At 73.1% G+C, this 24,889-nt stretch carries 21 protein-coding genes, 1 pseudogene and 2 riboswitches; of the genes and pseudogenes, 7 read left to right on the forward strand and 15 right to left on the reverse strand.

The window, feature by feature from the left end; all coding sequences use genetic code 11:
• Window positions 1–3: 3 nt before the first annotated feature.
• The 3 genes from EJG53_RS35925 to EJG53_RS35935 all read right to left on the reverse strand — a co-directional run bounded on the left by EJG53_RS35925 (window position 4) and on the right by EJG53_RS35935 (window position 3,940).
• Complete coding sequence (locus tag EJG53_RS35925) at window positions 4–1,713, reverse strand: carboxyl transferase domain-containing protein (RefSeq protein WP_371858821.1); 1,710 nt, start codon at window positions 1,711–1,713, stop codon at window positions 4–6.
• Window positions 1,714–1,828: 115 nt separating this feature from the next.
• Window positions 1,829–3,283 (reverse strand): acyl-CoA synthetase, encoded by a 1,455-nt coding sequence (locus EJG53_RS35930; protein WP_125048398.1) that lies wholly within the window; start codon window positions 3,281–3,283, stop codon window positions 1,829–1,831.
• A 192-nt stretch (window positions 3,284–3,475) separates the two neighbouring features.
• Window positions 3,476–3,940, reverse strand: a complete 465-nt coding sequence (locus EJG53_RS35935) for a pyridoxamine 5'-phosphate oxidase family protein (protein WP_125048399.1) — start codon at window positions 3,938–3,940, stop codon at window positions 3,476–3,478.
• A gap of 233 nt (window positions 3,941–4,173) precedes the next feature.
• On the opposite strand from EJG53_RS35935, the gene EJG53_RS35940 reads away from it, so the two are divergent.
• Window positions 4,174–4,842: a cysteine hydrolase family protein gene (locus tag EJG53_RS35940; RefSeq protein ID WP_125048400.1), complete on the forward strand. Its 669-nt coding sequence runs from the start codon at window positions 4,174–4,176 to the stop codon at window positions 4,840–4,842.
• A gap of 75 nt (window positions 4,843–4,917) precedes the next feature.
• Here the strand turns inward: EJG53_RS35940 and EJG53_RS35945 are convergent, their stop codons facing one another.
• Together EJG53_RS35945 and EJG53_RS35950 are read right to left on the reverse strand one after the other, a co-directional pair.
• Window positions 4,918–5,466, reverse strand: coding sequence for a Rieske (2Fe-2S) protein (locus tag EJG53_RS35945; RefSeq protein ID WP_125048401.1), 549 nt, complete (start codon window positions 5,464–5,466; stop codon window positions 4,918–4,920).
• A gap of 121 nt (window positions 5,467–5,587) precedes the next feature.
• Window positions 5,588–7,879 (reverse strand): S9 family peptidase, encoded by a 2,292-nt coding sequence (locus tag EJG53_RS35950; RefSeq protein WP_125048402.1) that lies wholly within the window; start codon window positions 7,877–7,879, stop codon window positions 5,588–5,590.
• Window positions 7,880–8,079: 200 nt separating this feature from the next.
• Here EJG53_RS35950 and EJG53_RS35955 point away from each other — a divergent pair, with 200 nt between their 5' ends.
• The 3 genes from EJG53_RS35955 to EJG53_RS35965 all read left to right on the forward strand — a co-directional run bounded on the left by EJG53_RS35955 (window position 8,080) and on the right by EJG53_RS35965 (window position 10,124).
• A complete protein-coding gene (locus tag EJG53_RS35955; RefSeq protein WP_125048403.1) occupies window positions 8,080–8,499 on the forward strand; it encodes a helix-turn-helix domain-containing protein in 420 nt (139 codons plus the stop codon).
• A 10-nt stretch (window positions 8,500–8,509) separates the two neighbouring features.
• Window positions 8,510–8,926 carry a VOC family protein gene (locus tag EJG53_RS35960; RefSeq protein ID WP_031005272.1) on the forward strand — a complete coding sequence of 139 codons (417 nt, stop codon included), beginning with the start codon at window positions 8,510–8,512 and terminating at the stop codon, window positions 8,924–8,926.
• A 205-nt stretch (window positions 8,927–9,131) separates the two neighbouring features.
• On the forward strand, window positions 9,132–10,124 hold the full coding sequence (locus tag EJG53_RS35965) for a ferric reductase-like transmembrane domain-containing protein (RefSeq protein WP_125048405.1): 993 nt from the start codon (window positions 9,132–9,134) through the stop codon (window positions 10,122–10,124).
• An 88-nt stretch (window positions 10,125–10,212) separates the two neighbouring features.
• On the opposite strand, the gene EJG53_RS35970 is transcribed toward EJG53_RS35965, so the two are convergent.
• The 8 genes and pseudogenes from EJG53_RS35970 to EJG53_RS36005 all read right to left on the reverse strand — a co-directional run bounded on the left by EJG53_RS35970 (window position 10,213) and on the right by EJG53_RS36005 (window position 18,773).
• The gene (locus EJG53_RS35970; RefSeq protein ID WP_125048406.1) at window positions 10,213–11,031 is read right to left on the reverse strand and encodes an ABC transporter ATP-binding protein; all 819 of its coding nucleotides are present in this window, start codon (window positions 11,029–11,031) and stop codon (window positions 10,213–10,215) included.
• Window positions 11,028–12,127: pseudogene (locus tag EJG53_RS35975) on the reverse strand (FecCD family ABC transporter permease). The gene EJG53_RS35970 and the pseudogene EJG53_RS35975 overlap by 4 nt, the downstream one beginning before the upstream one ends.
• Window positions 12,124–13,092, reverse strand: coding sequence for an ABC transporter substrate-binding protein (locus EJG53_RS35980; RefSeq protein WP_125048407.1), 969 nt, complete (start codon window positions 13,090–13,092; stop codon window positions 12,124–12,126). Before EJG53_RS35980 ends, EJG53_RS35975 begins: the two are co-directional and overlap by 4 nt.
• Before the next feature lie 110 nt (window positions 13,093–13,202).
• Window positions 13,203–13,386: riboswitch (cobalamin riboswitch) on the reverse strand.
• Between the two features lie 95 nt (window positions 13,387–13,481).
• A complete protein-coding gene (locus tag EJG53_RS35985) occupies window positions 13,482–14,231 on the reverse strand; it encodes a class I SAM-dependent methyltransferase (protein ID WP_125048408.1) in 750 nt (249 codons plus the stop codon).
• A complete protein-coding gene (locus tag EJG53_RS35990) occupies window positions 14,200–15,501 on the reverse strand; it encodes an MFS transporter (RefSeq protein WP_125048409.1) in 1,302 nt (433 codons plus the stop codon). Before EJG53_RS35990 ends, EJG53_RS35985 begins: the two co-directional genes overlap by 32 nt.
• Entirely contained in the window at window positions 15,494–16,828 is a 1,335-nt protein-coding gene (locus tag EJG53_RS35995) for an ATP-grasp domain-containing protein (protein WP_125048410.1), read from the reverse strand. Before EJG53_RS35995 ends, EJG53_RS35990 begins: the two co-directional genes overlap by 8 nt.
• Window positions 16,825–17,868 carry a cysteine synthase family protein gene (locus EJG53_RS36000; RefSeq protein WP_244955478.1) on the reverse strand — a complete coding sequence of 348 codons (1,044 nt, stop codon included), beginning with the start codon at window positions 17,866–17,868 and terminating at the stop codon, window positions 16,825–16,827. The genes EJG53_RS35995 and EJG53_RS36000 overlap by 4 nt, the downstream gene beginning before the upstream one ends.
• A complete protein-coding gene (locus tag EJG53_RS36005; RefSeq protein ID WP_125048411.1) occupies window positions 17,865–18,773 on the reverse strand; it encodes a GHMP family kinase ATP-binding protein in 909 nt (302 codons plus the stop codon). The genes EJG53_RS36000 and EJG53_RS36005 overlap by 4 nt, the downstream gene beginning before the upstream one ends.
• Window positions 18,774–18,992: 219 nt before the next feature.
• Window positions 18,993–19,217, reverse strand: a riboswitch (cobalamin riboswitch).
• Between the two features lie 515 nt (window positions 19,218–19,732).
• Here EJG53_RS36005 and EJG53_RS36010 point away from each other — a divergent pair.
• The 3 genes from EJG53_RS36010 to EJG53_RS36020 all read left to right on the forward strand — a co-directional run bounded on the left by EJG53_RS36010 (window position 19,733) and on the right by EJG53_RS36020 (window position 23,749).
• Window positions 19,733–21,064 (forward strand): cytochrome P450, encoded by a 1,332-nt coding sequence (locus tag EJG53_RS36010; RefSeq protein WP_125048412.1) that lies wholly within the window; start codon window positions 19,733–19,735, stop codon window positions 21,062–21,064.
• A 97-nt stretch (window positions 21,065–21,161) separates the two neighbouring features.
• The gene (locus EJG53_RS36015) at window positions 21,162–22,094 is read left to right on the forward strand and encodes a bacteriocin fulvocin C-related protein (RefSeq protein WP_125048413.1); all 933 of its coding nucleotides are present in this window, start codon (window positions 21,162–21,164) and stop codon (window positions 22,092–22,094) included.
• Between the two features lie 488 nt (window positions 22,095–22,582).
• A complete protein-coding gene (locus tag EJG53_RS36020; RefSeq protein WP_244955479.1) occupies window positions 22,583–23,749 on the forward strand; it encodes a cytochrome P450 in 1,167 nt (388 codons plus the stop codon).
• A gap of 176 nt (window positions 23,750–23,925) precedes the next feature.
• Here EJG53_RS36020 and EJG53_RS36025 read toward each other — a convergent pair whose 3' ends face one another.
• Both EJG53_RS36025 and EJG53_RS36030 read right to left on the reverse strand, forming a co-directional pair.
• The gene (locus tag EJG53_RS36025) at window positions 23,926–24,372 is read right to left on the reverse strand and encodes a hypothetical protein (protein ID WP_125048414.1); all 447 of its coding nucleotides are present in this window, start codon (window positions 24,370–24,372) and stop codon (window positions 23,926–23,928) included.
• Complete coding sequence (locus tag EJG53_RS36030; RefSeq protein ID WP_125048415.1) at window positions 24,369–24,869, reverse strand: DUF6232 family protein; 501 nt, start codon at window positions 24,867–24,869, stop codon at window positions 24,369–24,371. Before EJG53_RS36030 ends, EJG53_RS36025 begins: the two co-directional genes overlap by 4 nt.
• Between the last annotated feature and the right edge of the window lie 20 nt (window positions 24,870–24,889).

The following is a 24,889-nucleotide window of genomic DNA, read 5'->3' on the forward strand; positions in this document are numbered from 1 at the left end:
GTGTCACCGGGATGCGGGAGGCGGGACGATGCCCTGGATGAGTCCCAGGTCCAGCAAGTCCTGGGGGCGTATCCGGAGTTGGTCGGCCGTGTCGCGTACCGCGTCCGCGTCGCGCTTGAGGATGGCGGCGGCGGCTTCCGGGGCGATGACGGAGAAGTAGCTGTCCGGCGTCGCCCACAGCCGGCCCGGCGCGGCCAGCGCCAGCGCCCCGCCGGAACCACCCTCTCCGATCAGCAGTGAGGTGACGGGCGTACGGACCGAGGCCAGCGCGGCGAAGACGTCCGCGATGGCGGCGCCCGCGCCGGCGCGTTCCGCAGCCGCGTCGTTGGCCGCGCCCGGGGTGTCGATGAGGGTGAGTACCGGTATGCCGAGCCGGTCCGCCATCCGGATCAGCCGGGCGGCCGTACGGAATCCCGCGGGGCGCACGGCCGTGCCGCACTGGGCGGCGAACGCGACCGTGCGCCCCTCATGCCGGCCGAATCCGCAGCGTATGCCCGGGTCGGTGCCGCCGCAGCGGTCGCCGCTGATCTCCTCGCGCCAGTCGAAGTACGCGTCCAGATACGCCGCGGCGCGCGGGCGCCGCACGTCGCGAGCCGAACGCACGGCCTCCCATCCGGACGCCGGGAGTTCGGCGGCGCCGAGCGCGTAGGGAGGCGGGGCGGCCGGTGTGACGGGAAGCGCTGCGTCGGGGGCGAGCCCGGCCGGGGTCGCTCCGGCCGGGTTTGTCGCGGTGGGGACGACTCCGGCCAGGTCTGTCGTGGCGGGGGCGACTCCGGGTGGGTCTGTCGCGGCGGGGACTGCTGCGGCCGGGTCTGCCCCGCTCGGGTCCGCTGCGCCCGGGGTCGCTCCGGCCGGCTCTGTCGCGGCGGGTACCGCTCCGGCAGGGACCGCTCCGGCAGTCACGTCCCGGTCTGCTGTCGCGCCCGGCGTCGCGCCCGGCGCCGTGTACGGCGACACGTCCGCCGCCGCTACCTCGTGCGGCGACACGCCCCCCGCCGCTACCCCATCGCCCCCCGGCGACAGCAATCGCAGCCACCGGCCCAGCACCGTGCGCACCTCGTCCAGCGGGACGACGGCGTCGGCCTGTCCGGCCGTCACCTGGCCCTCGGCGCTGTACGCATACGGGTCGGCGTCCGCCGGTCGTACGCGTGAGCCTGCGAAGCCGACCTGTGCGCCCGGCAGGGCGAGCACGACATCCGCGCCCGCGCCGAGCGTCGCCCAGCCGCCGCCGGTCGTCGGATCGCGGAGTACGGCGATCTGAGGGAGCCCCGCGGCCCGGTTCAGCGCGGAACGGCCGGCCACCCGCTGGAGCTGGGTCAGGGCCCGCATACCCTCCTGCATCCGGCTGCCGCCGGTGGCGATCAGCGTCACGACCGGCAGGCGCAGCTCCCGGGCGCGGTCCCAGGCGGCCACCAGCCGATCACCCGTGCGCTCCCCGAGGGAGCCACCGAGAAAGCCGAACTCGAAGGAGATCAGAACGGTCTCCACCCCGGCGACACGGGCGGTGCCGCAGACCACGGACTCGCTCTCACCGGTCCGTTCCCGCGCCCGCTGCCGCGCGGAGCCGTAGCCGTCCCAGCCGAGCGGTCCGTCGTCGTACGGCACCATGGCCGCCGACTCGCCTCCCGACCCCGGCCCCGACGCCGCGCCCCGCTCTGCCCGCTCCGCCTCCGGCGCGGGAAACTCCGCGAAGTCGTCCGTCACCACGGCGATCGCCTCGCGCGCGGACCAGCGCGGCGACGGCGCGGCGGGGACGGGCCGCCTGCCCGCGTCCCCGCTGCCGGCATCGGCGCCGCCCACCTCACCGGGCCCGCTCCCCGGGCCCTCGCTACGCACGGAGGTCCCGTTTCAGCACCTTGCCCATGTCGTTGCGGGGAAGGGCTTCGAGGAAATGGACCACGCGCGGGCGCTTGTGGGGCGCCAACTGCCGGGCCACGTGGTCGATCAGCTCGGTGTCGGACGGTACGGCGGCGCCCTCGGCCGCCGGCGCCGGCACGATCCAGGCGACGATCCGCTCGCCCAGGTCCTCGTCCGGTTCGCCCGTCACGGCGGCCTCACCGACGCCCGGGTGCTCCAGCAGGGCGTTCTCGATCTCGCCCGCGCCGATCTTGTAGCCGCCGCTCTTGATGAGATCGGTGGCCTTGCGGCCCACGATGCGGTAGTTGCCCGCGGCGTCGCGGGTGGCCATGTCGCCGGTACGGAACCAGCCGCCGTCGAAGGCCGCGGCGGTGGCGTCCGGGCGGTTGAGGTACTCGACGAACAGGTTGGGGCCGCGGACCTGGATCTCGCCGACCGTTTCGCCGTCGCTCGTCTCGACGGCCTGGCCGGACTCGTCGACGAGTCGGACGTACACACCGGGCAGCGGTACGCCGACGCTGCCCGGCGCGGGCTCGCCGTCCACCCGCACGCTCGTGTTCATCAGCGTCTCGGTCATGCCGTACCGCTCGATGACGCGGCATCCGGCGGCCGCGGCGAGCCGCTCGTGGTCCGTGCGCGGCAGTGCGGCCGAGCCGGACACCAGAAGGCGGGCCCGGCCCAGGGCCTTGGCGAGCGCGGGGTTCTCGCCCGCTTCGACGGCCAGGCGGTGGTACATCGTCGGTACGCCGAACAGCATCGTGCCGTCCGCGGTCAGCTCCCGGACGACGCCCTCGGTGCTGAACCGGCCCAGGTGGTGCACGCTGCCGCCGCGCCGCAGCGGCCCGAGGACGCCCAGCACGAGGCCGTGCACGTGGAACAGCGGCAGACCGTGCACGAGGACATCGTCGGCGGTCCACTGCCACGCCTCCGCCAGCGCGTCCAGTGTGTGCGCGAGCGCCCGGCGGGGGAGCACGACGCCCTTGGGCGGGCCCGTCGTGCCGGAGGTGTAGACGACGAGGGCGGCGGTCTCGGGACCCGGCTCGTACGGGAGGGGCGGCACCTCCTCGTCGGCGGCGGCGGGATCGACGTCGAGGCGGGGCAGGGCCGCCAGCGCGCCGGGCAGCTCGGCGTCCGGCTCGGCCAGGACGAGCGTCGGCCCGCTGTCCGACACGATGTGCGCCAGCTCGCTCTCGCCGATCTTCGGGTTGACGGGCACCGCGGGCACTCCGGCGAGCAGCGCGGCCACCACGGCGACCGCGGTCTCCAGGGTGGGCGTGGCCCAGACCGCCACCCGGATCTCGCCGTCGAGCCGCTCGGCGAGCCGGCCCGCCACCGCGGCCAACTGGCGGTAACTGAGCGCCCGCTCGCCGAAGCGCAGCGCGGGCTGCGGCGACGCGTCGCTCAGCGCCGGAAAGAGCACGTTCACCAGGTCTCCCTCGTTCTGTTCGTCGCACGTCGGTGCCGCCCCGGACCTGCTGGAACGGGCCGACCCCACCACTGTGTCAGAGACCACCGACAACGCGGTCGGGCGGCACCGCGCGGGAGTGCGACCGGCCCGTCGCACCCGGCCGTCGCACCGGACCGCACCGGGACGCGGCAGGCGTCCGGCGCGGTCCGCTCAGCCCGGCATCTTGCGGAAGTCCCAGGACACGGCGGCTTCCGGGACCAACCGCAGCCAGGCGTGTCGGCCGTCGTGCGGCATCTGTTCCAGGCCGAAGTACTTGGTGGCGAACAGCCGCTCGGGCACGTCCAATTCCGCGCAGACATCACCTGTTCGAGGTACTTCGCCGACGAAGTCCGCGCTGCCGGTCAGCTCGACCCCGCGCAGTTGCCCGTAGTCGTGCCCGTCGTCGACGACCACCGCGATCCGCGGATTCTTGCGCAACTGGGCCCAGCGCTTGCTGCGGGTGATCGAGTACAGCCAGAGGGCGGCGCCGTCCCAGGCGAACCAGAGGGCGCCGACGTGCGGCGTGCCGTCCGTGCCCACGGTGGCCACCCGGCAGGTGCGCTGCTCCGTCAGGAAGGCGTCCCGTTCGTGCGGCGTCATCATGATGCGGCGCCCGCGCCGCTGTGTGCCGGTCATCCGTCGTCCACCTCCGCCGTACGGCCTGACTGAAAGTCAGGAACAGGTGCCAGGCATCATCCGGTCTCTTCCGTGCCGGCGCAATGGCGGCTACGCTCGCGCGGCTCGGCCAGGCACTGTGCCGGCACCGCGACGCCTTGGTACGGCGGCACGGCTGCGGCTCGGTACGGCGGCACGGTGTCAATGTGCGACAACCGGCTTCGCGACCACCTACCCCGGGAAGGGACGAGACGATGGCATCCGGCGCCCGCCTCCTGGAACAGACCGATCCGGCGACGACGGCCCTGCTCACCGTCGAGTGCCAGCGCGGCGTCGTCGGGCCGGACGGCGCGCTGCCGGAACTGGCCGCGGCGGTCCGCGCGTCCGGGGCGCTCGCCCGGGTGGCGCGGCTGGTCGGGGCCGCTCACGACGCGGGGGTGCAGGTGCTGCACGCCGTCGCCGAGCGCCGTCCGGACGGCCGGGGCGCCAACCGCAACGCGCGCCTGTTCGCCGCCGCCGAGCGGCTGCCCGTACAGCAGACCGTCGGGACGACCGCGGTACGGGTCGCCGACCCGGTGCCCGTCTCCGAGGACGACCTGATCGTCCGCAGGCTGCACGGGCTGTCGCCGCTCGCCGGTACGGACGTGGACCCGCTGCTGCGCAACCTCGGGTGCCGCACCCTCGTCATCGTCGGGGTGTCGGCGAACGTGGCGATCCCGAACGCCGTCTTCGACGCGGTCAACCTCGGGTACACGGCGGTGGTGCCCGCCGACGCCATCGCCGGCGTGCCGGCCGACTACACGGCGGCGATGGTCCGGCACACCCTCGCCCTCGTCGCCACCGTCACCACCACCGCCGACCTGCTCGCCTGCTGGCGCGGGACGCGGAGCCGGACGCCCGGCCCCCGGACCGCGGCCGAGTGACCGGCCGGCGGACGCGGCCACCTGGCCCGCCACCAGCCTCCCACCGAACCCGGCCGGCGTCCCTGGGCCACCCGGTCACCCCAGCTTGATCGAGCCGCCCTCCACGCTCACCTTCGCCGCGACGAGCCCCTGAGTGGCGGGCCCGTTGCGTACGCTGCCGTCGGCGACGGCGTAGCGGCTGCCGTGGCAAGGACAGTTGATCGTGCCGTCCGCCACCTCGTTCACCAGGCACCCCTGATGCCGGCAGACCGCCGAGAACGCCTTGAACTCGCCCTTGGCGGGCTGGGTCACCACGACCTTGCGGTCCTTGAAGACCTTGCCGCCACCTTCGGGGATGTCCGTGGTCCGGGCCAACACGCTCCCGGCGGCACCGGCGCCCGCGCTCCCGGGGTCCTTGCTGCCGGGCTCCGTGTCGCCGTTCTTCGATCCGTCGCCCCCGGCGCTCCCCGTCGCGTCGGGCGGCGCGGACGAGGCGCTGTCGCCGTACCCGTCCGAGCCGTTCCCGCAGGCCGCGAGCGCGGCGGCCAGTCCCGCCGCGCCGGCCGCCGCGACGACCGCACGGCGTGTCGTCCGCGCGCCCGTCCGTGTGCTCGTCCGCCGCCCTGTCGATGCCTGCTGCGTCATGGGGTGCCTCCAACTGTCGGTGCGCCAGGGGCCGCCGGGTGCCGTGAGCGGTGCGTGTCACGTGGCGCGTGCGTCCCCTGGGCGTTGTGGAAGTTCCATACGGGCGGGCGGGCGCGCGTGTTCAGTTCTTGTCGAGTGCCGAGCGCAGGAAATCACGTTCGAAGCGCAGCAGGTTCTCGTTGACCGCCGGGTCGGCGGGGGCGTGTCCCGCTCCAGGCAGCGGCAGCACGCTGTGCGGCCGACCGGCGGCCAGCAGTTCGGCGGAGAAGCGGAGGGTGTGGGCAGGGGCCACGTTGTCGTCCGCCAGCCCTTGGACGAGCAGCAGCGGACGGCGCAGCAGATGTCCGTGGCCCACCAGGGAGGAACGGGCGTAGTGGTCCGGTGTCTCCCGGGGGTGGCCGAGGTAACGTTCCTTCCAGTGGGTGTCGTACAGCCGCTGGTCTGTGGGCGCGGCGCCGGCGGCCGCCGCGTGGAAGACGTCGGGACGGTGCAGGACGGCCGCGGCGGCCAGGAAGCCGCCGAACGACCAGCCGCGGATCGCCACCCGGGACAGATCCAGGTACGCGAAGCGCGCGGCGGCAGCGTGCAGCGCGTCGGTCTGGTCCTCCAGGGCGGGCGTGAGCTGATCGCCGTGGACGGCCTTCTCCCAGGCCGGGCCCCGGCCGGGGGTTCCGCGGCCGTCCGCGACCAGTACGGCGAAGCCCTCCTCGGCGAACCACTGCGCCACACACGCGAACCAGGTGCGGGCCCGTACGGCGAGCTGGATGCCCGGGCCTCCGTACGGGGAGAGGAGCACCGGCAGCGTGCCCCTACCGGGTTCGTACCAGGAGGGCAGATACAGCGCGGCGCGCAATTCCCGCCGTCCCAGGAGGAGGTGTTCCGGGCGTGGGGTGACGACCGGATTCTCGCCGAGCGAGGCGATCGTTCGGGCGGTTCCGATGGTGACGTCGGCTGTGTCCGGTCCGGAACCGCGTACGCAGGCAACCGGCCGGTCCGGCCCGGAGGAGCGCACCTCGGCAACCGGCCCCTCCGGTGTGAGCCCGCTGAGGACCACCGTGCCGCCCCCGGCGGCAGCCGTGAAGAGTCCCGGCCCTTCGCTCAGCCGGGCCAGACCGTCCGCCGGGGCCCACCGCCACACGTGCACCGCCGTCGGCTCCTCGCCGGCGGTGAACCACACCTGCTCGCCTTCGACGGCGACGACCTCCCGCACCTGTAGTCCGGGCGGTGTCACGGTGGTGCCGCCCACGTTCAGGTGGCGGGTGCCGGGCGTGTCCTCGGGCAGGACCAGGGCTCCCGATGCCGTACGGGCCGGGGTGCCGGGCACGATCTCGGTCCAGGCGGGGTCGGTGCGTTCGTGCAGCGTACGGGTCGCGCCGGTGCCGGGATCGACCGCCAGGGTGCGCAGCGTCCGCTGGTCGCGGGTCTGTACGCCGATGAGCGGCCCGTGGTTGTCCCACCCGGCGCTGACGAGGTAGGTGTACGTGGCCCGGTCCCACGCCACGTCGACGCGGCGCTCCCCGGAAGCAGCCACCGGCCCGGAAGGCGCCACCGGTCCGGAAGCAGGCACCGGCCCGGAGGCGGTCACCGGCAGGATGTGCAGCGACACCTCCGCGTTGGCCGTCCCCGCCGAGGGGTAGGCGACCGCGCGCGGCGGCCGCTCGGGGTGGGCCGGATCGCTGAGGTAGCGCCGTTCCACGCCGGACGTGTCCACCCTGGCCACCAGGAGATGACGGCCATCCGGGGCCCACCAGTAGCCGCGCGAGCGGCCCATCGACTCGGCGGCCACATACTCGGGCAGGCCGTAGGTGACGTCCGGTCCTTCGGGAGCCGCCAGTGGCCGGTCCCTCCCGTCCTCCAAGGCGATGACGTGCAGCGATCCACCGGACACGTACGCGACCAGCCGCCCGTCCGGAGAGGGCCGGGGATCGACGACCGGCCCGGCGGCCGGTACGTGAACGGGGGCGCCCCCGTCCGTACGGACCACCCACAGTGCGCCGGAGAGCGCGCAGGTCACCACGCGCGCCGCCGCGTCGGCCGCATACGCGACGACACCGGTGGAATACTCCCGGGCCCGCTCCCGCCGCACCCGCTCGGCCTCGGGCAGCCGCCCCTCTGCGGCCTTCGCGGTCCCGGCGGCCGGGTCGGCTCTCAATGCCACCGGATCGATCAACACCCGCTCCGTGCCGCCCTCGTACACCCACAGCCGGCCTACGGGGTCGCTGCCCCCGCCCGTACGGACGAAGAGCACCCGGCGGCCGTCCGGAGAGACGCCGAACTGACGCGGCACACCGAGGGAGAAGCGGCGGGTCCGGGCGTATTGCCCGGGGAAGGCGGCGGAGCTGCGGTCGGCAAAGGCTGCGGGGGCCTCGGGGGCGGCGCCGGGGGAACGGAAGGAGCCATCGGCAGGAGTCATGGCGGGACTCTGGCACCCGGCGGTTCCGGCTTCCACCGCCATATGACCTGTGAACGCGACGAAGCCCCGCGGACGGGGGAACCGCGGGGCTTCGTTCGACAAGTGTACATGTGTTCAGGTGTTATGTCTCTTCTGCCTACCTCGGCGCTCCCGAGGACATCGGCCCTGCTGCCCACCCCCCACCATGGGATGATGGCCCCGTGACCTTGGAGGATCTCGTCCGGCTCCGCCGGGCCCGTGACCTGATGGACCGCGAGTACGCGAAGCCGCTCGACGTCCCCGCGCTGGCCCGCACCGCGCTCATGTCGGCGGGCCACTTCTCCCGCAGCTTCCGCGCCGCCTTCGGAGAGACGCCGTACAGCTACCTGATGACGCGCCGCATCGAGCGGGCCAAGGCGCTGCTGCGGCGGGGCGACCTGTCGGTGACGGAGGTCTGCTTCGAGGTCGGCTGTACCTCGCTGGGGTCGTTCAGCTCGCGGTTCACCGAGCTGGTGGGCGAGAGCCCGAGCGCGTACCGGGCCCGCAGCCACGACGAGGGCGCCGCCATCCCCGCCTGCTACGCCAAGATCTACACGCGACCGGTCAGGAATGGAGAAGCGCGGCCCGCTCCCCGCCCGTAGCGTTGTCCGCATGGATATCAGCCTTTCCACCTGCTTCATCGCCGTCGACGACCACGACAAGGCGCTCGCCTTCTACCGGGACGTGCTCGGCCTGGAAGTACGCAACGACGTCAGCTTCGAGGGGATGCGCTGGGTGACCGTCGGCGCCCCGTCGCAGCCCGACGTGAACATCGTTCTCGAACCGCCCCTCGCGGACCCGAACGCCTCGCCCGCCGACCGCGAGGCCCTGACGGAACTCCTGGCCAAGGGCCTGCTGCGGGCCGTCATCTTCACGACCGACGACTGCGACGCCACCTTCGAGCGCATCCGCGCCGCGGGCGGCGAGGTGCTCCAGGAGCCGGTCGACCAGCCGTACGGCGTCCGCGACTGCGCCTTCCGCGACCCGTCCGGCAACATGCTGCGCTTCAACCAGGCCCGCAAGCAGTGAGCGCGGCGCACGACGCCTGAGGACAGCCGGGCCGCTTCCCCGTCCATCCACAGGGGAAGCGGCCCGGCCTGCGTATGGCAAGGGCGGCAGCGACGGCCGGATGACGCCTGCTCTGGCCGGATAGCTCCTCAACAACGCCCGCCTCTCCAGCCACACTTGTACGGTACGTACAACGCGTTGGTGACCGCTGTCCGAAGGGCCCCTGATGCACTCCGAAACAACAGGCCACGGCAGTACGCCGGCACCGTCGCCGGCGCCGGTCCGGGACAGACACCCCGCCGGCCGGGTCCCGCTGCGCGCCGACCTCAAGGCGGCCCTTCCCGACGCCGGTGCCGCGGTGGTGGTCACCGTCGCGGTGTTCGTCTTCCTGTACCTGCGCATGCGGTCCGGCGCGTCCGCGACCGTCGCGGTCATGCCCTTCATGAACGACCCCGGCACCTACTGGATGTACCTGCTCAGCCAGGCGTTCGGCTGGTCGGGGCTGCTCTGGTCGTGGGGGACGGTCATGCTCGGGCTGCTGCTGTCCGGCCCCCGGCCCGGCCGGCTGCCGGTCTCCCGGGCCGTGCTGGAGCGCTGGCACCGCACCACGAGCCTGACGACGATGGCGCTGATGTTCGCGCACGCCCTGATGTTCGGCGCCGAACTGGTGCGCGACGCGGGCGGGACGGCCTGGCTGGCGCGCCTGTGGTCGGCGTTCGCCGACACGTTCGTGCCGGGCTGGTACGACTCGGGGACCGGCAAGCTGGCCATCCCCATCGGCCAGGGCGCCCTGTATCTCGCCGTCCCGCTGGGGCTGCTCTTCTACGTACGGCACCGTATCGGCGCGAACGCCTGGCGCCGGCTGCACCGTTTCGTCATCGTCGTGTACGTGCTGAGTGTCTGGCACACGCTGCTGTACGGGACCAACGTCTGGTACGACGAGTGGCCGCGTACCGTCCTGTGGCTGCTGCAACTGCCCGTCGCGGTGCTCCTCCTGCTCCGGCTGCTGCGTCCCGCGCGGCGGGCCGAGCGCCTGGGGGCGCCCGGACGGCAGGGGGAGGCCGCGCCGCTGCGCTGGACGGCCCGGGCCGCGGGCCGGGCCGCTGCCGCCGCCGTGATCGTCGGACTGCTGGCCGTGGTTCTCTCCGGCCACGACGGCGGGCGGCCCCGGCCGGACGAACCGCCCGCGACCGCCCCGGCCGGTCAGGAACCCGAGTGACCTGCGACTGGTCCAGCCCCTCAAGAACCTGAGTGACCTGTGACCGCCCCGGCCCCCACCAGCAACCGGAGCGACACCGCCCCGCCCCTCAAAAACCTGACTGACCCGGCACCGCGACAGCCGGCCGGTCACGCTCCCCAGGCAGGAACGACACCTGCGGCGCCCCCGTACGCGGGCTGACGGTGACCTCGGCCGTCACGCCGTACACCTCGGCCAGCAGCTCCTCGGTCAGCACCTCGGCGGGCGGCCCTGACGCCGTGACCTGCCCCTTGCACAGGACGTACAGGCGGTCGCAGTAGTACGCGGCGAGGTTGAGGTCGTGCAGCGCCACCAGAACTGTGGTCGGCAGCCTGCGCAGGATGCCGAGCACCGTCAACTGGTGCTTGACGTCCAGGTGGTTGGTCGGCTCGTCGAGGACCAGCAGGGCGGGCCGCTGGGCCAGCGCGCGGGCGATGAGTACCCGCTGGCGCTCGCCGCCGGAGAGCCGGTCGAAGGACCGGTCCGCCAGCCCGGCCGCGTCCACCGACTCCAGGGCCCACGCCACCAGCGAGGCGTCCTCGGCGCTGTCGCCGTCGAGCAGCCGTTTGTGCGGAGTGCGCCCCATCGCGACGACCTCGCGCACGGTCAGGTCGAAGTCGGCGGCCGACTCCTGCACCACGGCGGCCACCGTACGGGCCAGCCGCCGTACCGGCAGCGACCAGGCGTCCGTGCCGTCCACCCGGACCTGTCCCGCGTCGGGCCGCAGCACCCGGTAGACGGCGCGCAGCAGGCTGGACTTGCCGCTGCCGTTGGGCCCGACCAGGCCGACCACCTCACCGGGCCGGGCGGTCAGGGAGACGTCGCGCACCAGGCGGTGCGCCCCGGCGGTGAGGGTGAGACCGTCGACGGTCAGTTCGGTCGCGCTCATGCCACTCCTCGGTGCACGGTACGGCGGGCGTCCCGGCGCATCAGCCACAGGAAGAACGGTCCGCCGCACAGCGCGGTCAGCACCCCGACGGGATCTCCATGGGCGCGGCGACGGTACGCGCCGCGATGTCGGCCCAGATCAGGAACACCGCGCCGGCCAGTGCGGCGGCGGGCAGCACCCGGCGGTGGTCACCGCCCACGAACAGGCGCACCACGTGCGGCAGCATCAGGCCCACGAAGCCGATCGGCCCGGCCGCGGCGACCAGGACGCCGGTGACGAGCGAGAGCAGGACGAACATCCGGGCCCGGAACCGGGCCACGTCCAGCCCCATCGTCGTGGCGGCCTCCTCACCCGCCAGCAGCAGGTTCAGCGACCGGGCCTGGACCAGCAGGACGGCGATGCCCAGCAGCAGCGCCAGGCCCGGCAGCCACAGCGTGCTCCACTGCACCCCGCCGAGGCCCCCGAGGGTCCAGGCGAGCACCGCCCGGGCCTCGTTGCCCCGGTCGGAGGTCAGCAGCAGGATGTCCATCACCGCCGTGAGGACCGCCGCCATCGCCACTCCCGACAGCACCAGCCGTACGGAGGTGATGCGCCCGCCGGTACGGGCCGTCGTGTAGACGAGCAGCAGCGTCAGCAGCGCGCCGGCGAAGGCGGCGGCCGACAGCGACACCGGACCGAACAGGGTCACCCCGAAGACGATCACCAGGACGGCGCCCAGGGACGCACCCGAGGAGACGCCCAGCAGATACGGCTCCGCCAGCGGGTTGCGGACCAGTGCCTGCATGGCCGTACCGATCACCGCGAGCCCCGCGCCGGTCACCGCGCCGAGCGCCACCCGCGGCGCCCGTACGTCCAGCACGATGGTCTCGCGCGCCCGGGACCACCCCGGGTCCGGCAGGTCGGCGCCCAGCGCGTGGGTCACGATGCCCCACACCTCACCGGGCGGCACGTGCACCGACCCGATCGCCATCCCCGCCGTGGCGGAGACCAGCAGCAGCACGCCCAGCACGACGAGGGTGACGGCGAAGGACCGGCGGCGCGGCGGCGTCCCGGGCCGGTGCTCGGGGACGGCCGCCGTCCCGGCGGCGGCGGTCACCGGAACCGCTCGGGGTGCAGGGCGCGGGCCAGCTCCTCCACCGCGTACGGCGGCCGCACCCCCACCAGGGTCGCGGTCAGCGGCAGTACGACGAACCGTTTGTTCTTCACCGCGGGCACGTCGGCGAGCGCGGGCTGCGACAGCAGGAACTGCTTCTTCTGCTCGACGCTCCCGGCCCCCGCGTAGTCGTAGATCGCGATGACCTCGGGCTTCCGCTCGACGACCTGCTCCCAGGACGCGTCTCCGAAGACCTTGTCCAGGTCCGCGAACACGTTCCGGCCGCCCGCGCGCTGGATGATCTCGGTGCCGAGACTCTTGCCGCCGGCGGTGAAGGCCGCCTTGTCGCCGCTGTCGTACACGAAGACCGGTACGGCGGGGGCGCCCTTGACCGCCTCGGTGGTCCGGTCCACCCGCGCCTTGAGGCCGGCGGCCAGCTCGGCGGCCCGGTCCCGTACGCCGAAGATGCTGCCGACCGTGCGGACCTCGTCGTACGTGTCCTGCATGGACACCTGCTTCTTCCCGCAGTACTCGCGGTTGAGGTAGGTGTTGATCCCGGCGTCGGCGAACGCCTTGCGCGAGCGGCCCTCGTTCTCGGCGAACGCGCTGGCGTACCCGCCGTAGACGAGGTCCGGGCCGGCTTCCAGCACGGTCTCGAAGGACGGTTCCTTCTTCGCCAGTTGGGGCAGCGCCTCGTAGTCCTTGCGCAGGTGCGGCAGGACGGCCGAGTCGGGGAAGGCGGTGCCGATCATCCGGTCCTTGAGGCCCAGCGCCAGCATCAGCTCGGCGGGGTGCTGGTGGATGGTGAGCACCCGGGAGGGCGGCTTCCGGTAGGTGGTGCGGATGCCGCAGTTGTCGATGGTGACCGGGAAGCCTTTCGCCGCGGTGGCCGCGGGCTCCGCGTCACCCGCGGTGTCCCGCGCCGTGCCGCAGCCGCCCAGCAGTACGGCGGACAGGGCCAGGGCCACCGCCGGTGCCGCGGCGCGCCGGAACCGGCGCCGCCGGGCGGCGGGGGGAGAAAAGGGGGACGGGTCGTGCCGTCGTACACGTAAAGCCTCCTGCGGAGTCCGCGCTCCTCGGAACGGGCCCGCGACAGGCCAGTGTTCTGACTCCCGGATCGACGTTCCCCCGGCCGCCCCGCGCCGCGCGCGGTGGCCCGAACTGCCTGATGAAAGGTCACTCCCCGGTCACAGTGGCGGGACCGCGCCGGACTCGCACCGGCTTCCTGTCTCCCGTCGCGGTGATGACCAGGTGATATTACGGTCGGCCGGACCGTGGGCAAAGGGCGCGCGTACGGTTCCGCGCGCCGTCCGCGGTGTACGGGCGCCGGGCCCCGCCGTGCGGCCCGGCGCCCCGGTCACGCCGCGCGGACCGCCCGGAGCACCAGCCGCTCGGCGTCCTGGTCGTACGGGCGGCCGTCGAAGCCCCCGAAGACCTCGATCTCCTGGAAGCCCGCCTCCCCGGCCATCCGCCGCAACTCCACGGCGCTGTAGACGAACCAGACCAGGCTCGTCCGCGTCACCCGGTCGCCCCGTACGAGCACCCAGTCGCTGCGCAGCCGTGCCCAGTCGTCCAGCACCGTGTCGGTCTGCACCAGCAGGTCGTCGCCGCGCTGTACGACCTTCGGCGGTGTGACCCTACGGGCCAGCAGTTCCTTTCCGGCCATGTCCAGCAGCAGGGTCCCGCCGGGTGCCAGGCAGTCGTGCATCGTGCGCAGCACCCGGGCGTTGTCGGCGGGGTCCTCGAAATAGCCGAACGAGGTGAACATGTTGAGGACCACGTCGAAGGCCCCGGGCTCGGAGAACTCCCGCATGTCGGCCTGGACGTAGCGGGCGGTGACTCCGGCGTCGGCGGCCCGCTTCCTGGCCCGGTCCAGCATCGCCGGGCTGCGGTCGACCCCCGTCACACCGAAGCCCCGGCGGGCGAGCGGAACGGTGAACACCCCTGGACCGCAGCACAGGTCCAGCACCCGGGCCCCGGCCGGGAAGGACAGCAGGGGAGAGGTGTCGAGCAGCTCCTCGGCCTGGGTGTAGCGGCTGTCGGAGAAGAGGAAGTCGTAGAACTCGGTCCAGAAGTCATCGTCCTGGAATCCGCCCGTGTGCGTCATCGGGTACCGGTGTTCCTTCCATGAGGTCCGTGAGGGGGGTGGCGGGGGTGAGGTCGTCAGGGGCGGCGGGAGCGGTGCCCTGCCCGCGCCGCAGGGCGAGCAGGAGCGGCGGCAGCAGGACGCACTGGGCCGCGGCGAACAGCCAGAACCAGCCGGCGTGCCCGGCGCGTTCGCCGAAGCCGTAGAGCTGTCCGCCCAGCACGCCGCTGGCGCAGGCGCCCAGACCCGCGGCGAGCCGCTGCTGTCCGAAAACCACGGCGTCCGAGCGGGGGCTGCGGCGCAGGGCCTCCAGGTCGTTCTTGAGGAAGAGCACGATGTCGCCGAGCGTGATGAGGACACCGCCCGCCAGCAGGGCGGTTCGCGTACCGGCCGCCAGGACCGCCATCCCGGCGGCCAGTCCCGCGAACCCGACCGCCAGGGCGACGGGATAGCGCATCCGCCGGATGGCGCCCGACGCGAGCGGCTGGACGACGATGACCAGGAGGAAGCAGGTCAGCAGCACCAGGCTGTAGAACTCGCTGGAGGCGCGCTCGACGGCGTACACGGCGAGGTAGTGCTGGAAGTGGAAGTAGAGGTAGAACGCCAGGCCGTTGGCGACGAAGGGGAGGACGGCGATACCGGTGAGCAGGCCCTGGCCGGCCGCCGGCGCGCTGCCGGACCGTTCCTTCTCCGGCCCCACCGCCGGCAGCCGCGCATGCCCCACGGCCACCACGGCGAACAGCGCCGTCACGACGAGGAACAGCGGGGCAGGAGACGACAGTACGAACGGGCCCGCGACGAGCGGGCCCACGGCCATCCCCGCGTTGAGCGCCGCGTTGCCCGCGGACAGGAACGCGGGACGACGCTCCTCGGCCACACCGTGCACCAGGTACGCCTTGTTGGCCGGCAGGTACAGCGCGGCGCCGCAGCAGGTCAGGATCAGCGCCGCCACCGCCACCGGCGGCCACCGCAGCGCCGCCAGGAACGCCGCGAAGCCCGCCGTACGGATCACCAGCGCCCACAGCATCGTGCGCCGCAGCCCCACCCGGTCGGCGAGCGCCCCGCCGAGCACCCCTCCCGAGAACTGCACGAGGGACGCGGCGGCCAGCACCACACCGACCGCCCCGAGCCCCATGCCCAGCCGCTCGTGAAGGAAGACCGACATGAACGGCAGGACCATGAAACTGCCGAGCGGGATGAGGAAGGAGCTGAGCAGCAGGAAGCGCAGCGGCCCGGTGAGGCTGGACAGCGCGGTGCGGAACTTCGGGCCGCCGTCCGTGCGTTCAGTCACCGGAACCCTGGCCCGCCTGGCTCGCCGTCGCCGCAGCCGCCGTACCGGTCGCGCCCGTTGTAGCGGCCGCGTCCGTCACGCCTGCCCCGTCCGCCGCCCCCGCCGCACGGAACGGCTCCGTCCGCACCCGTACGGCATTGGCCGCCGCGACCGCGCAGTGCGTGGCCAGTTCGGCCGTCTCGCCCTCCGCGTAGACGATGCCCGCGTAACCGCGGCTGTCGCCCAGGTGCTCGACGGGGTCGCCGGTCCGCTTGACCGGGTACCAGGTGGGGGAGCCCGGCATGTCCGGCAGCCGGTCGAGTCCGTCGACGCCCGTGAACACCCCTGGTTCCGCCGGGTACCCGAGGACGAAGGCCGAGGCGGGGCCGCCGGGCAGCTCCGCGTCCATGAGTCCGGGTCGGCTGCCGAGGGCCGCTTCCACCATCGCCTCGTACACGTTCACGCCGAGAGCCCGGCACAGCCCTTCACCGACGAGCGCGCCGCCGATCCGCGGGTTGATCTCCACCACTTCCGGGCCGTCGGTGGTCAGGGCGAACTCCACGTGGGCGAACCGGTCGGTGTAGCCGACGGCGGCCAGCACGTCGTCCAGCCACCGCTCCAGGGCGTCCCGGCGCGGCTGCGGGAAGGCGACGGGGAACGCGGTGATCTCCTCCCGGAAGTGCGGCTCGGGCGACATCAGCCGGCTGGAGACGCCCAGCAGCCGGGTCCGCCCAGCCCAGGTGAGGGTCTCCGCGCTGTACACCGGTCCGGAGAAGTACGGTTCGGCGAACAGACGGCCCTTGAGCTGCCGTCCGGCGGCCTCGGCCAGCGCCGCGTCCAGCTCCCGCTCGTCCCGTACCAGCCAGACGTTCTGGCTTCCGGTGCCCGCGGTGTCCTTGAGGATCGCGGGCAGGCCCACCGCCTTCACCAGCAGCGCCGCCGTCGCCGGGTCGCCGCTGTCCGCCTCCGCCGCGCGGGCCCGGGTCAGCCCGGCCTCGAACAGCCGGTCCCGTACGGCGGCCTTGTCCCGGGCCAGCCGCAGTACCGCCGCGTCGAGGCCGGGCAGCCCGAAGCGGGCGGTGAGTTCGGCGCCGACCAGCATCCAGGTGTCGGTCGAGCTGATCAGCCCCCGCAGGTCCGGGATCCGGCCGAGTTGTTCCGCCACCAGTTCCGTGTCGAAGGTGTCGGTCTCCACCACGTCGAGGGCGCCCGCGGGCAGCCGCTCCAGCTCGTACGCGTAGTACGCGGGGTCGCGGGTCAGCAGCCGCAGCGGCTCGCCCAACTGGGCGGCGGCGCGCGTCAGGTGGCCCAGCCCGAAGGTGAGCGCTTCCAGGCAGACCACGGTCATGCGCGCGCCTCCGCACGGCGGGACGGCCAGGGGGCGCGGTTCCACGCCATCGTCGACCAGGGCATGGACATCTCCTCGGGGCTGCCGACCTCGGCCGGCTTCAGTGCGGCCAGGTCCACGGCCTCCCGGTGGCGGGCGTAGACCCGTTCCACGTAGCGGTGGCCGGTGTCGGCACCGATCACCAGGTGGAGCCGGTCGGGGTGGCGGCGGGACTCGTAGGTGGCGGTCAGGTAGGCGGCGCCGGTGGACAGCCCGGCGAAGACGGCGTGCTCGCGCAGCAGGGCGACGGCGCCGGACATGGCGTGGGTGAAGTCCATCCAGTGGACCGCGTCGTACAACTGGTGGCGGACGTTGTCGAAGGGGATCGAGGAACCGATGCCGGCGATGATGGCTTCCGGGTCGTGGTGGTCCTGGCTCCCGAAGGTGACGCTGCCGAACGGCTGCACCCCGACCAGCCGGACACCGGGATCGCGGCGGCGCAGATGCCGCACCAGGCCGCCGGTCGAGGCTCCCGACCCGACGCCGCCGACGACCGTCGGGGTGCGGCCCGGCAGGGCCCTGGTCACCAGGTCGGCGACCTCCTGGTAGCCCAGGTAGTGGATGTCGTCGTGGTACTGCCGCATCCAGTGGACGTCGGGCCGTTCGGCGAGGATCTCCCGGACCCGCCGGACCCGCAGCTCCTGGTCGAGCTTGAGGTTCTTCGACGGTCTGACCTGCTCGACCGTCGCGCCGAGGATCTCCAGTTGGGCGAGGGTGGTGGCGTCCACGGTGGTCGAGGCCACGATGTGGCAGCGCAGGCGGTAGCGGTGGCAGGCCAGCGCCAGGGCGTAGGCGTAGATGCCGCTGGAGCTGTCTATCAGGGTCTGCCCGGTACGGACGGTGCCCCGGTCGAGCAGCCGCCGGACGGCCGCCAGCGCGGAGTAGATCTTCATCGACTCGAACCGCAGCAGCACCATGCCGTCCGTCAGTTGGACGAGGTCGGGTCTCTTGAGGGCGTCGGCTATGTGGGGATGGGTGCCGACTGTGTCGGAAGGTGTCACGCGTAGCCTCCTTGGGCGAAAGAGCACTGGTGACCGAGCGAACGGAAGAAGGCGGACAGCTCGCCCTTCAGGGACGGCGCCGGCCGGCCGCTGAAGAGGTAACCGACGAGCGATCCGGTGTGGGCGACGAAGACGCCGTCCGCCCCGAACTCCTCGCGGTGGGCCAGGACGGTCTCGAAGGTGTGCTTGGGCAGCACCTCCTGGGACAGCGCGCTGCTGAAGGTCGCGGCCCGGGCCACGGCTGCCGGGTCGCCGGAGGCGAAGCCCTTCAGGAGGTCGGTCAGGCACCGTTCGTACTCCGTGGCGCAGCGCCGGTAGTGCCGCCGCAGCACCGGTGTCACCGCGGCGGTGTCCACCGTGCCCGGCTCCATGACGAACGCGGTGTGGAAGCCGATGCCGGTGCCCAGCCGCCGTACGACCCGGTGCCGTCCGCTCAGGTAGAGCGCGAACTCGTCGAGGAACACGCTGTCGGCGCGCTCTATCGCCGACAGGACGCGGAGGACGGCCCCGGTGTCGTACGGCAGCGAGAAGAGCCGGAACAGGCAGCGCAGGGTCGCCACGATGTCCGCCGTCGAACTGGCCATGCCCACCCCGACGTGCAGGTCCGAGTGGGAACTCCAGCGGCCCGGCGGCAGCGTCCGGCCGAAGTGCTCCAGGAAGAGCCGCGCGGCCGTGGCCGCCTTCGCGCCGAGGGGCGGTGCGTCGGGCGTTGCGGCGTGCGGTTCGTCGCCGGGGACGGCGTCCGGCGAGAAGTACACCCAGGAGTGCCGGTCCACGGGGAACGAGACGATCGCGATGTCCGCGTCACCGCCGGGGCGCAGCGGGCCCTGGAACAGCTCGCCCAGCGTCCCCTGGCAGACGCCGGAGACCCACCGTGCCGGGGCGCCGTCGGGGGTGGTCAGCATCGGGCACCGTACAACGGCCGTGCCGGGCCCGGCCGTCGGCCGCCCCGGAGACATTCCCTGCGGTATTCCTCGCTCACGAACACGCCCTCTCTCGCCGCACCCGGCCCGAGGATTTCGGCCGGTGAGTGAGAGGGCGGCCGCGCCGGGACGCGCGTTGCTCCGCCTGCACCGCCGACCCAGCCCTCGAGGTCACCGTGGACAGCGCGTACGCCGGTCCTCGCCCGTACGCGCGCAGTGGCAGGTATCCGGACTCATGGGCATGTCGGCCGGGCCTTCCGGCAACAGCTACCGGCCACCGCTTCCCGCACCCTTCGACCGGGTCCGGTGCTCCATCGGCGGCTTTCGCTCCCACTCACCGCTGCGGGACAGTCCCGGATTTCCACCGGGTTCCCTCTTACGACGCCCCACGGAGAGTGGCGCGAACCGACTGCGCACATCAGCGTAGAGGCGTTCCCGCCACCGCAACAGAGAGGTCTGTGTGGTTGTCTCGATTGGTGCCGCTGACAGGCGCGGGAAGTGTGCAGTACGGGCGCGCGGCCCGCGGGAGCCTGTCACCAGCGATCCTGCGGTGCAGCACACCGCCCGTGCCCCGCCTCAAACATGTCATGTCAGTACGTCTCCTCACGGTCCCGCAACAGATCCACCCGCTGGACCCGGTGGCCGATTTGAGCCTCCGGGCCCTCAGCTGGAGAGCCGCACGGGAGCCCTGGGGCCGATGTGGCCCGTGATCGGACTCCTTCCCCTCACCATCGGCCGGCCCGCCCGGCACGCTAGAGGAGCGTCAGATCAAGGACTCGGGCGACGCCGGTTTCGGCCAGGACAGTTACCAGCAGATCTACGCGGACGAGGCGAGCCGGAAGGCCCCCGGCCGCCGGTGACGGACGATGATGGAAGCTCACTCCCGCCGTGCGGGCCACTCCGCACGGCGGGGCCGGGCTGTCAGTCAGGAGGCGTTGGCCATGCGGATCCCTGGACCCGAGCCCCGGCCGGACGGCGGGGCGGGGGCGGTCGCCGCGGCGGGCGGACTGCACACCTACCAGTTGCGACTGCACGCGGAGTACGGGCCCGTCGTACGGTTCCAACTGCCGGGCGCGGAGACGGCCGTGTCGGTCGCCGACCCCGTACTGCTGGAGGCCACGGCCCACATCGACAAACGGCCGGAGCGGCTGTTCGCGTTCCTGGCCCCGCTGTGCGAGGCGGGCAACTTGCAGGTGATGCCGGCCGAGGAGCACACCCCCTGGCGGCGTGTCCTGCTGTCGGTGCTGGCCGGACGCCCGTCCCACGAGCGGCACTTCGAGCGGTTCACCGCGCTGGCGGCCGGACTCGCCGACCACTGGGGCGAGCAGGCGGGCCACGGGCCCGTAGCGCTGCAGAAGGGCCTCACCGAGCTGTCGCTCCGGATGATCTGTGCTTACGCGCTGGAGGGCGAGGCCGCGGACCCGGAGGGCGTCGTCACGGCCTTCGAGGAGGTGCTCACCGAGTATTTGGGGCGGCTCTACCAGGTGCCGGTACCGGGCACAAAGGAGGAACGCGCCGAGCGGGCGGCCCGGGCCCTCGCCTACCTGCGCGCGACGGTCGACCGGGTGGTCGCGGCGCACCACTCCGGGGGCCGTGCGGACCGCAGCGATCTCGTCGGGGCACTGGTCGAGGCCGGTGAGCGGCCCGCGCGCATCCGCGACACCGTCATGATGACGCTGCTGGCCGCCCACCACACCACCGGAGTCGCCGTCTCCTGGACCCTGTACCTCCTGGGCCGTCACCCCGAGGCGGCCGAGCGGGTCGCCGCCGAACTGGACCGCGTACTCGGTGACCGTGCCGTGCCCGAGTACGCCGACCTGCGGCACCTCAGCTACCTGGACATGGTCCTGAAGGAAGCGATGCGGCTCTACCCGCCCGGCCCGTACGGCGCGCGGGAGACGGCCGGGCCGCTCGTCCTGGGCGACTACGAACTCCCGGCCGGGACGACGGTGTTCTACCCGTTCTGGGCCGTGCACATGAACCCCGACCACTGGCCCGAGCCCGAGAAGTTCGTCCCCGAGCGGTTCACCCCGCAGGAGGTGGCCGGGCGGCCGAGGCTGGCCTACATCCCGTTCGGCATCGGGCCGCGAAGCTGCGAGGGCGCCCAGCTCGCCATGGTCGAGGCCGAACTGGTCCTGGCCGTCCTGCTCAAACGCTTCCGCTTCCGGCCCGCGCCGGGGCACCGGGTGACACCGGTCGAACGCTTCGTGCTGTGGGCGCGCGACGACATCCACATGCTCCTGACGCCTCGCGACACCGCGCCGCGGGCGTGACCCCTGGGCCTGAACCTGGTGCGTGCTGCCAGGGCTGGTGTGCGGGGAAGCCGGGTATGCATGGGGCGGCAGTGCCGGTGCGAGCAGGGGAGTGGCCATGACGGAGTGGTTATTGGCGTTCGACGCGGGCTGTGGCGTGTGCCGTGAGGCGGCCGGGGAGATCGGCAGCGTGGTGGACGACCGGCTGACGATGGCGGGACTCGGAGACGAACGCGTACGCGGCCTGCGGCGGCAGGCGCTGGGCGACGACCCGCCGTTCGTCCCCACGCTGCTGGCCGTGCAGGGGGGCCGGGTACGGGCGTGGACGGGCCCGGCGCTGTCGGTACGGCTGTGCCGTCTGCTGGGGCCGGCCGGCTCCCTGCGGGTGGTGCGGGCCCTGAACCGGACCGACGTGCTCGTGCACGGCGACCGGCGCAGACTGCTCAAGGCCGTGCCGGGCCTGGCCCTGGGCGCGTTCCTGGTCTCCGGCGGGCTGGCCGCTCCGGCCATGGCCTCACCCGGGCGCCGGATGACGGCGGCCGCCGCCGAGGAGTGGGCCGCTGGGCTGAAACGGCTCCCCACCGGCTACCGCGAGGTGACCGCGCTGCCGATGCCGCAGCGCAGGGCCGTGTACGCCCGTATCCCGGACCGCGCGAAGGCCGGCCTGTGGCTGGAGCACGTACAGCGCTACCGGGCGGCGCACCCCGAGCTGTCCGGGCCGCGGGCGGCGATGCTGGAGAAGGTCGCCGCGGCGATACCGGCCGTCTTCGCCGGGACCGGCGCCTGGTCTGCGGCGGACGTCGACCGGCTGCGGGAGGAGTCGGCGGCGGTCCTGGGCCCCGACGTGTCGTTCGCCGCGCTCGGAGTGCTCGGCCCGGCCGAGTCGCCCGCACCGGCCGCCTCCGGGAACCCCCGCCTGCTGATGAACTGCGACTGCCACAAGGGCGCCAGTGGCTGCAGTTCCTGCGGCAACTCCGTGCCCTGCACCCCGCAGGCTTCGGGCTGCGGGTGGCTGTGGCAGCAGAACTGCGACGGGGTGTGCGGCGGCTGAGGAACTGCCGTACGGGCAGACGCCCCGCACCGTGAGGTGGACTCCGGAAGCGGGTGCGGGCACGCGAACGTAGGGTGAGCGGGGCCGGCCGACCTGCCCCGCGTGTGCAGGCGCCCCGCGTACTGGGAGGCATGCCGCAGACGCCGGTTCACCGACGTTCGTGCTGGTCCACGGCGACAGCGGCTCGTCCGCGTACTGGGCGGGAGTCGTACGGGAACTGGCCCTGCGCGGGCATCAGGCGCCCTCGGTGGTTCAGTGCGGGTCGGGGACAGGGGACTGGCTCACAGCAAGTTCGCGAGCGCCGTCGCCAGTTCGCCCGGATCGTGCGGGCCGACGTGCGTCGGCGGGCGGCGAGGACCGGTGTCCGGTGTGTTCACCTTTACGGGTGGACTGGCGCCCCCGTGGCATTGGGGGCGATTGTCGCCGGGAAAACACTGGGCACGGTGGCGACTTGGGTGCCCCGGTGACGGCCCTCGGAAGGGCGTGCGGTGAGCGTGAGAGAAATGCGCCGGTTCCGGCGTGATCCGCTGCAATACATCGAAGACTGCGCACGCCGGGCCCCGGCAGCGGTGTTCCGGCTCCCCTGGGGCGCCTGGTGCGTGCGGGACACCGAGCTGGCGCTCACCGTGCTGCGCGACCCGCTCTTCCACAGCGGCAGGTCCACCTTCTTCGGGAATATGCTGCCTTCGCGAACCGCCCAGATCGCCCTCGGCCGGGCCGTCCGGGACCTGATGCGGGCGCACCTGCCCGCTTACCGTCAGCGGATGGCCGAGGCGGCGGCCGGGCTGGGCCCGGTCAGCCAGTGGCCGGGAGCGGGGCCGCTGCTGGTCCACCGGTGCACGGCGGACGTGCTGCTGCATCCCGGCGCCCCGTCGGCGCTGCGGCGACAGTTGGAACAAGCCGTGACGGCCGGCCTCACCGCCCGCCAGCCGTCCATGCGTCAACGGGCGCGGGCGGAACTGCTCCGCCCCAAGCTGCTGGCCGCGATCATCGAGCATGTCCACGACCGCCGGGCGCAGGGCCCCGCGGCGGGCGAGCCGCAGGACGTCCTGGACGCCGTGATCGGAGCCGGCCCCGAGGAACTGACCGACCGGACCGTGGCGAACCTGTACGTGCTGCTGTTCCAGTCGATCGTCGGCAACATCGGCTACGCGGTGGCGTGGTCGCTGCTGCTGGCCTGTCTTCACCACCCGCCCGGCCCGCCGTGGCCATGGCCCGCCGAAGGGCTGGTGCGGGAGGCCGCACGCCACCGCCCGTTCGTCTGGATGGTCGGCCGGCCCGTCCCCCACGCCCTCGAATTCGGCGGCCTGCCCTTCGCGGCGGGCACGATCCTGTCGGTCAGCCCCTACCTGCTGCACCACGACCCGCACCGCTGGGACCGGCCCGAGGCCTTCCGGCCCGAACGCTGGGACGAACCAGATGGGCAAGGCCCCTACCTCCCCTTCAGCGCGGGCCCTTTCACCTGCGCCGGAGCGGCCGTCGCCCACAGCCTGACCACCGAGGCGGTCGCCGCCCTGGGCCAGGACGCCCGCCTGACCGTCAGCGGCGGCGATGCCCGGCCCCTGGTGTCCGGCTCCGTCCTGCCCCGCCCCTTCACCCTGCGCCGCGACCTCAAGGCCCCCGTTCAGCCCGCGCTGACGAAGGGAGGTGAATGACATGATCGCTGCTATCCGACGCATCTTCTGGGACAAGCCCGCCAGTTACTGGGAGCCGGATGTCTGGCTCTGACAGTTCCGGCTGGTCCCGGTGGCCCGCGCGCCATGGCCGATGGCGTGCGGGCCACCGCTGTGATGTCGTCCGCGCCGCGCGCTGGATCCTGGACGTCCTCCGGTCAGAACGCACCACCGAGGCGCTCGATCAGCACTCGCGCCGTCTCGTCAGCACCTGCGGCGGCCCCGGCCGTGACCGCGCCGACGGCGACCGGCGCCAGGATGCCCTTGAGCGCCGCCACCGCGCGCCGTACGGCGCCGCGGTCCGGCTGGTCCCGGCTCGCCTCGTCGAGGATGGCCGCCTCGATGGCCGCGGCGTCGTCCAGAGCCTCTTCCGGGACGGCCAGCGAAGGCAGCAGGCGCAGGGTGTCGGCGACGGCTTCGACCAGGGCCGCGAATTCCGGGGCGACCTTCCGGCCGTCCTTCCGGGCGGTGTTCTCCGCGCCGTCGCCCCAGGCCAGTTGCGACCCCACGACATTGCCGTACGTCACCGGCCCCTGCACCTTGCCCGCATTGCCGTCGCCGACCTGGAATATCCGGTCGCCGAAGTGCGGCGATGTTTCGCTCATCGGGTCACCTTGCCCGTGTTCTGGTTGCCGAACTGCTTGATGCTGTCGCCGACGTGGAAGTTCTCCACCTGGAATTGGAACTCCGCCTGCGGATTGTCGATCGCGTCCATGATGGAGTGTGATATCTGCGCCACCAGATTCTTGTCGGGACTCGTCAGTACGGCGTACGGCGCGCCCGCCGTCTCGATGTTGAGCCGGTGCAGCGTGCTCCGGGTCACTGCCATGGTCAGCCGTACGAGAAGGGAGATGACCAGCACGGCCACTCCGGCGAGCACGGGCGGTCCGACGAGCGTGACGAGGGCGACGCTCCCGCCGGTGCTGTACAGCACCATTCCCATGAACACGGCGCACACCGCGAATCCCCAGGGCCCGACGCGCTTGAGGATAAGCCAGAGTCTGGGCTTCAGCTCGGTGGTGGTCACGCAGGCGATGTTGTGCAGCGGGTAGGCCGCGGCACCGACCCACAAGATCCGTCGGCTGACCTGGACATTGATCACTTCGCGTTTGTAGAACACGC

Origin of the sequence: Streptomyces chrestomyceticus JCM 4735 (assembly GCF_003865135.1) — a bacterium.
GTDB classification, from domain to species: Bacteria; Actinomycetota; Actinomycetes; order Streptomycetales; family Streptomycetaceae; genus Streptomyces; species Streptomyces chrestomyceticus.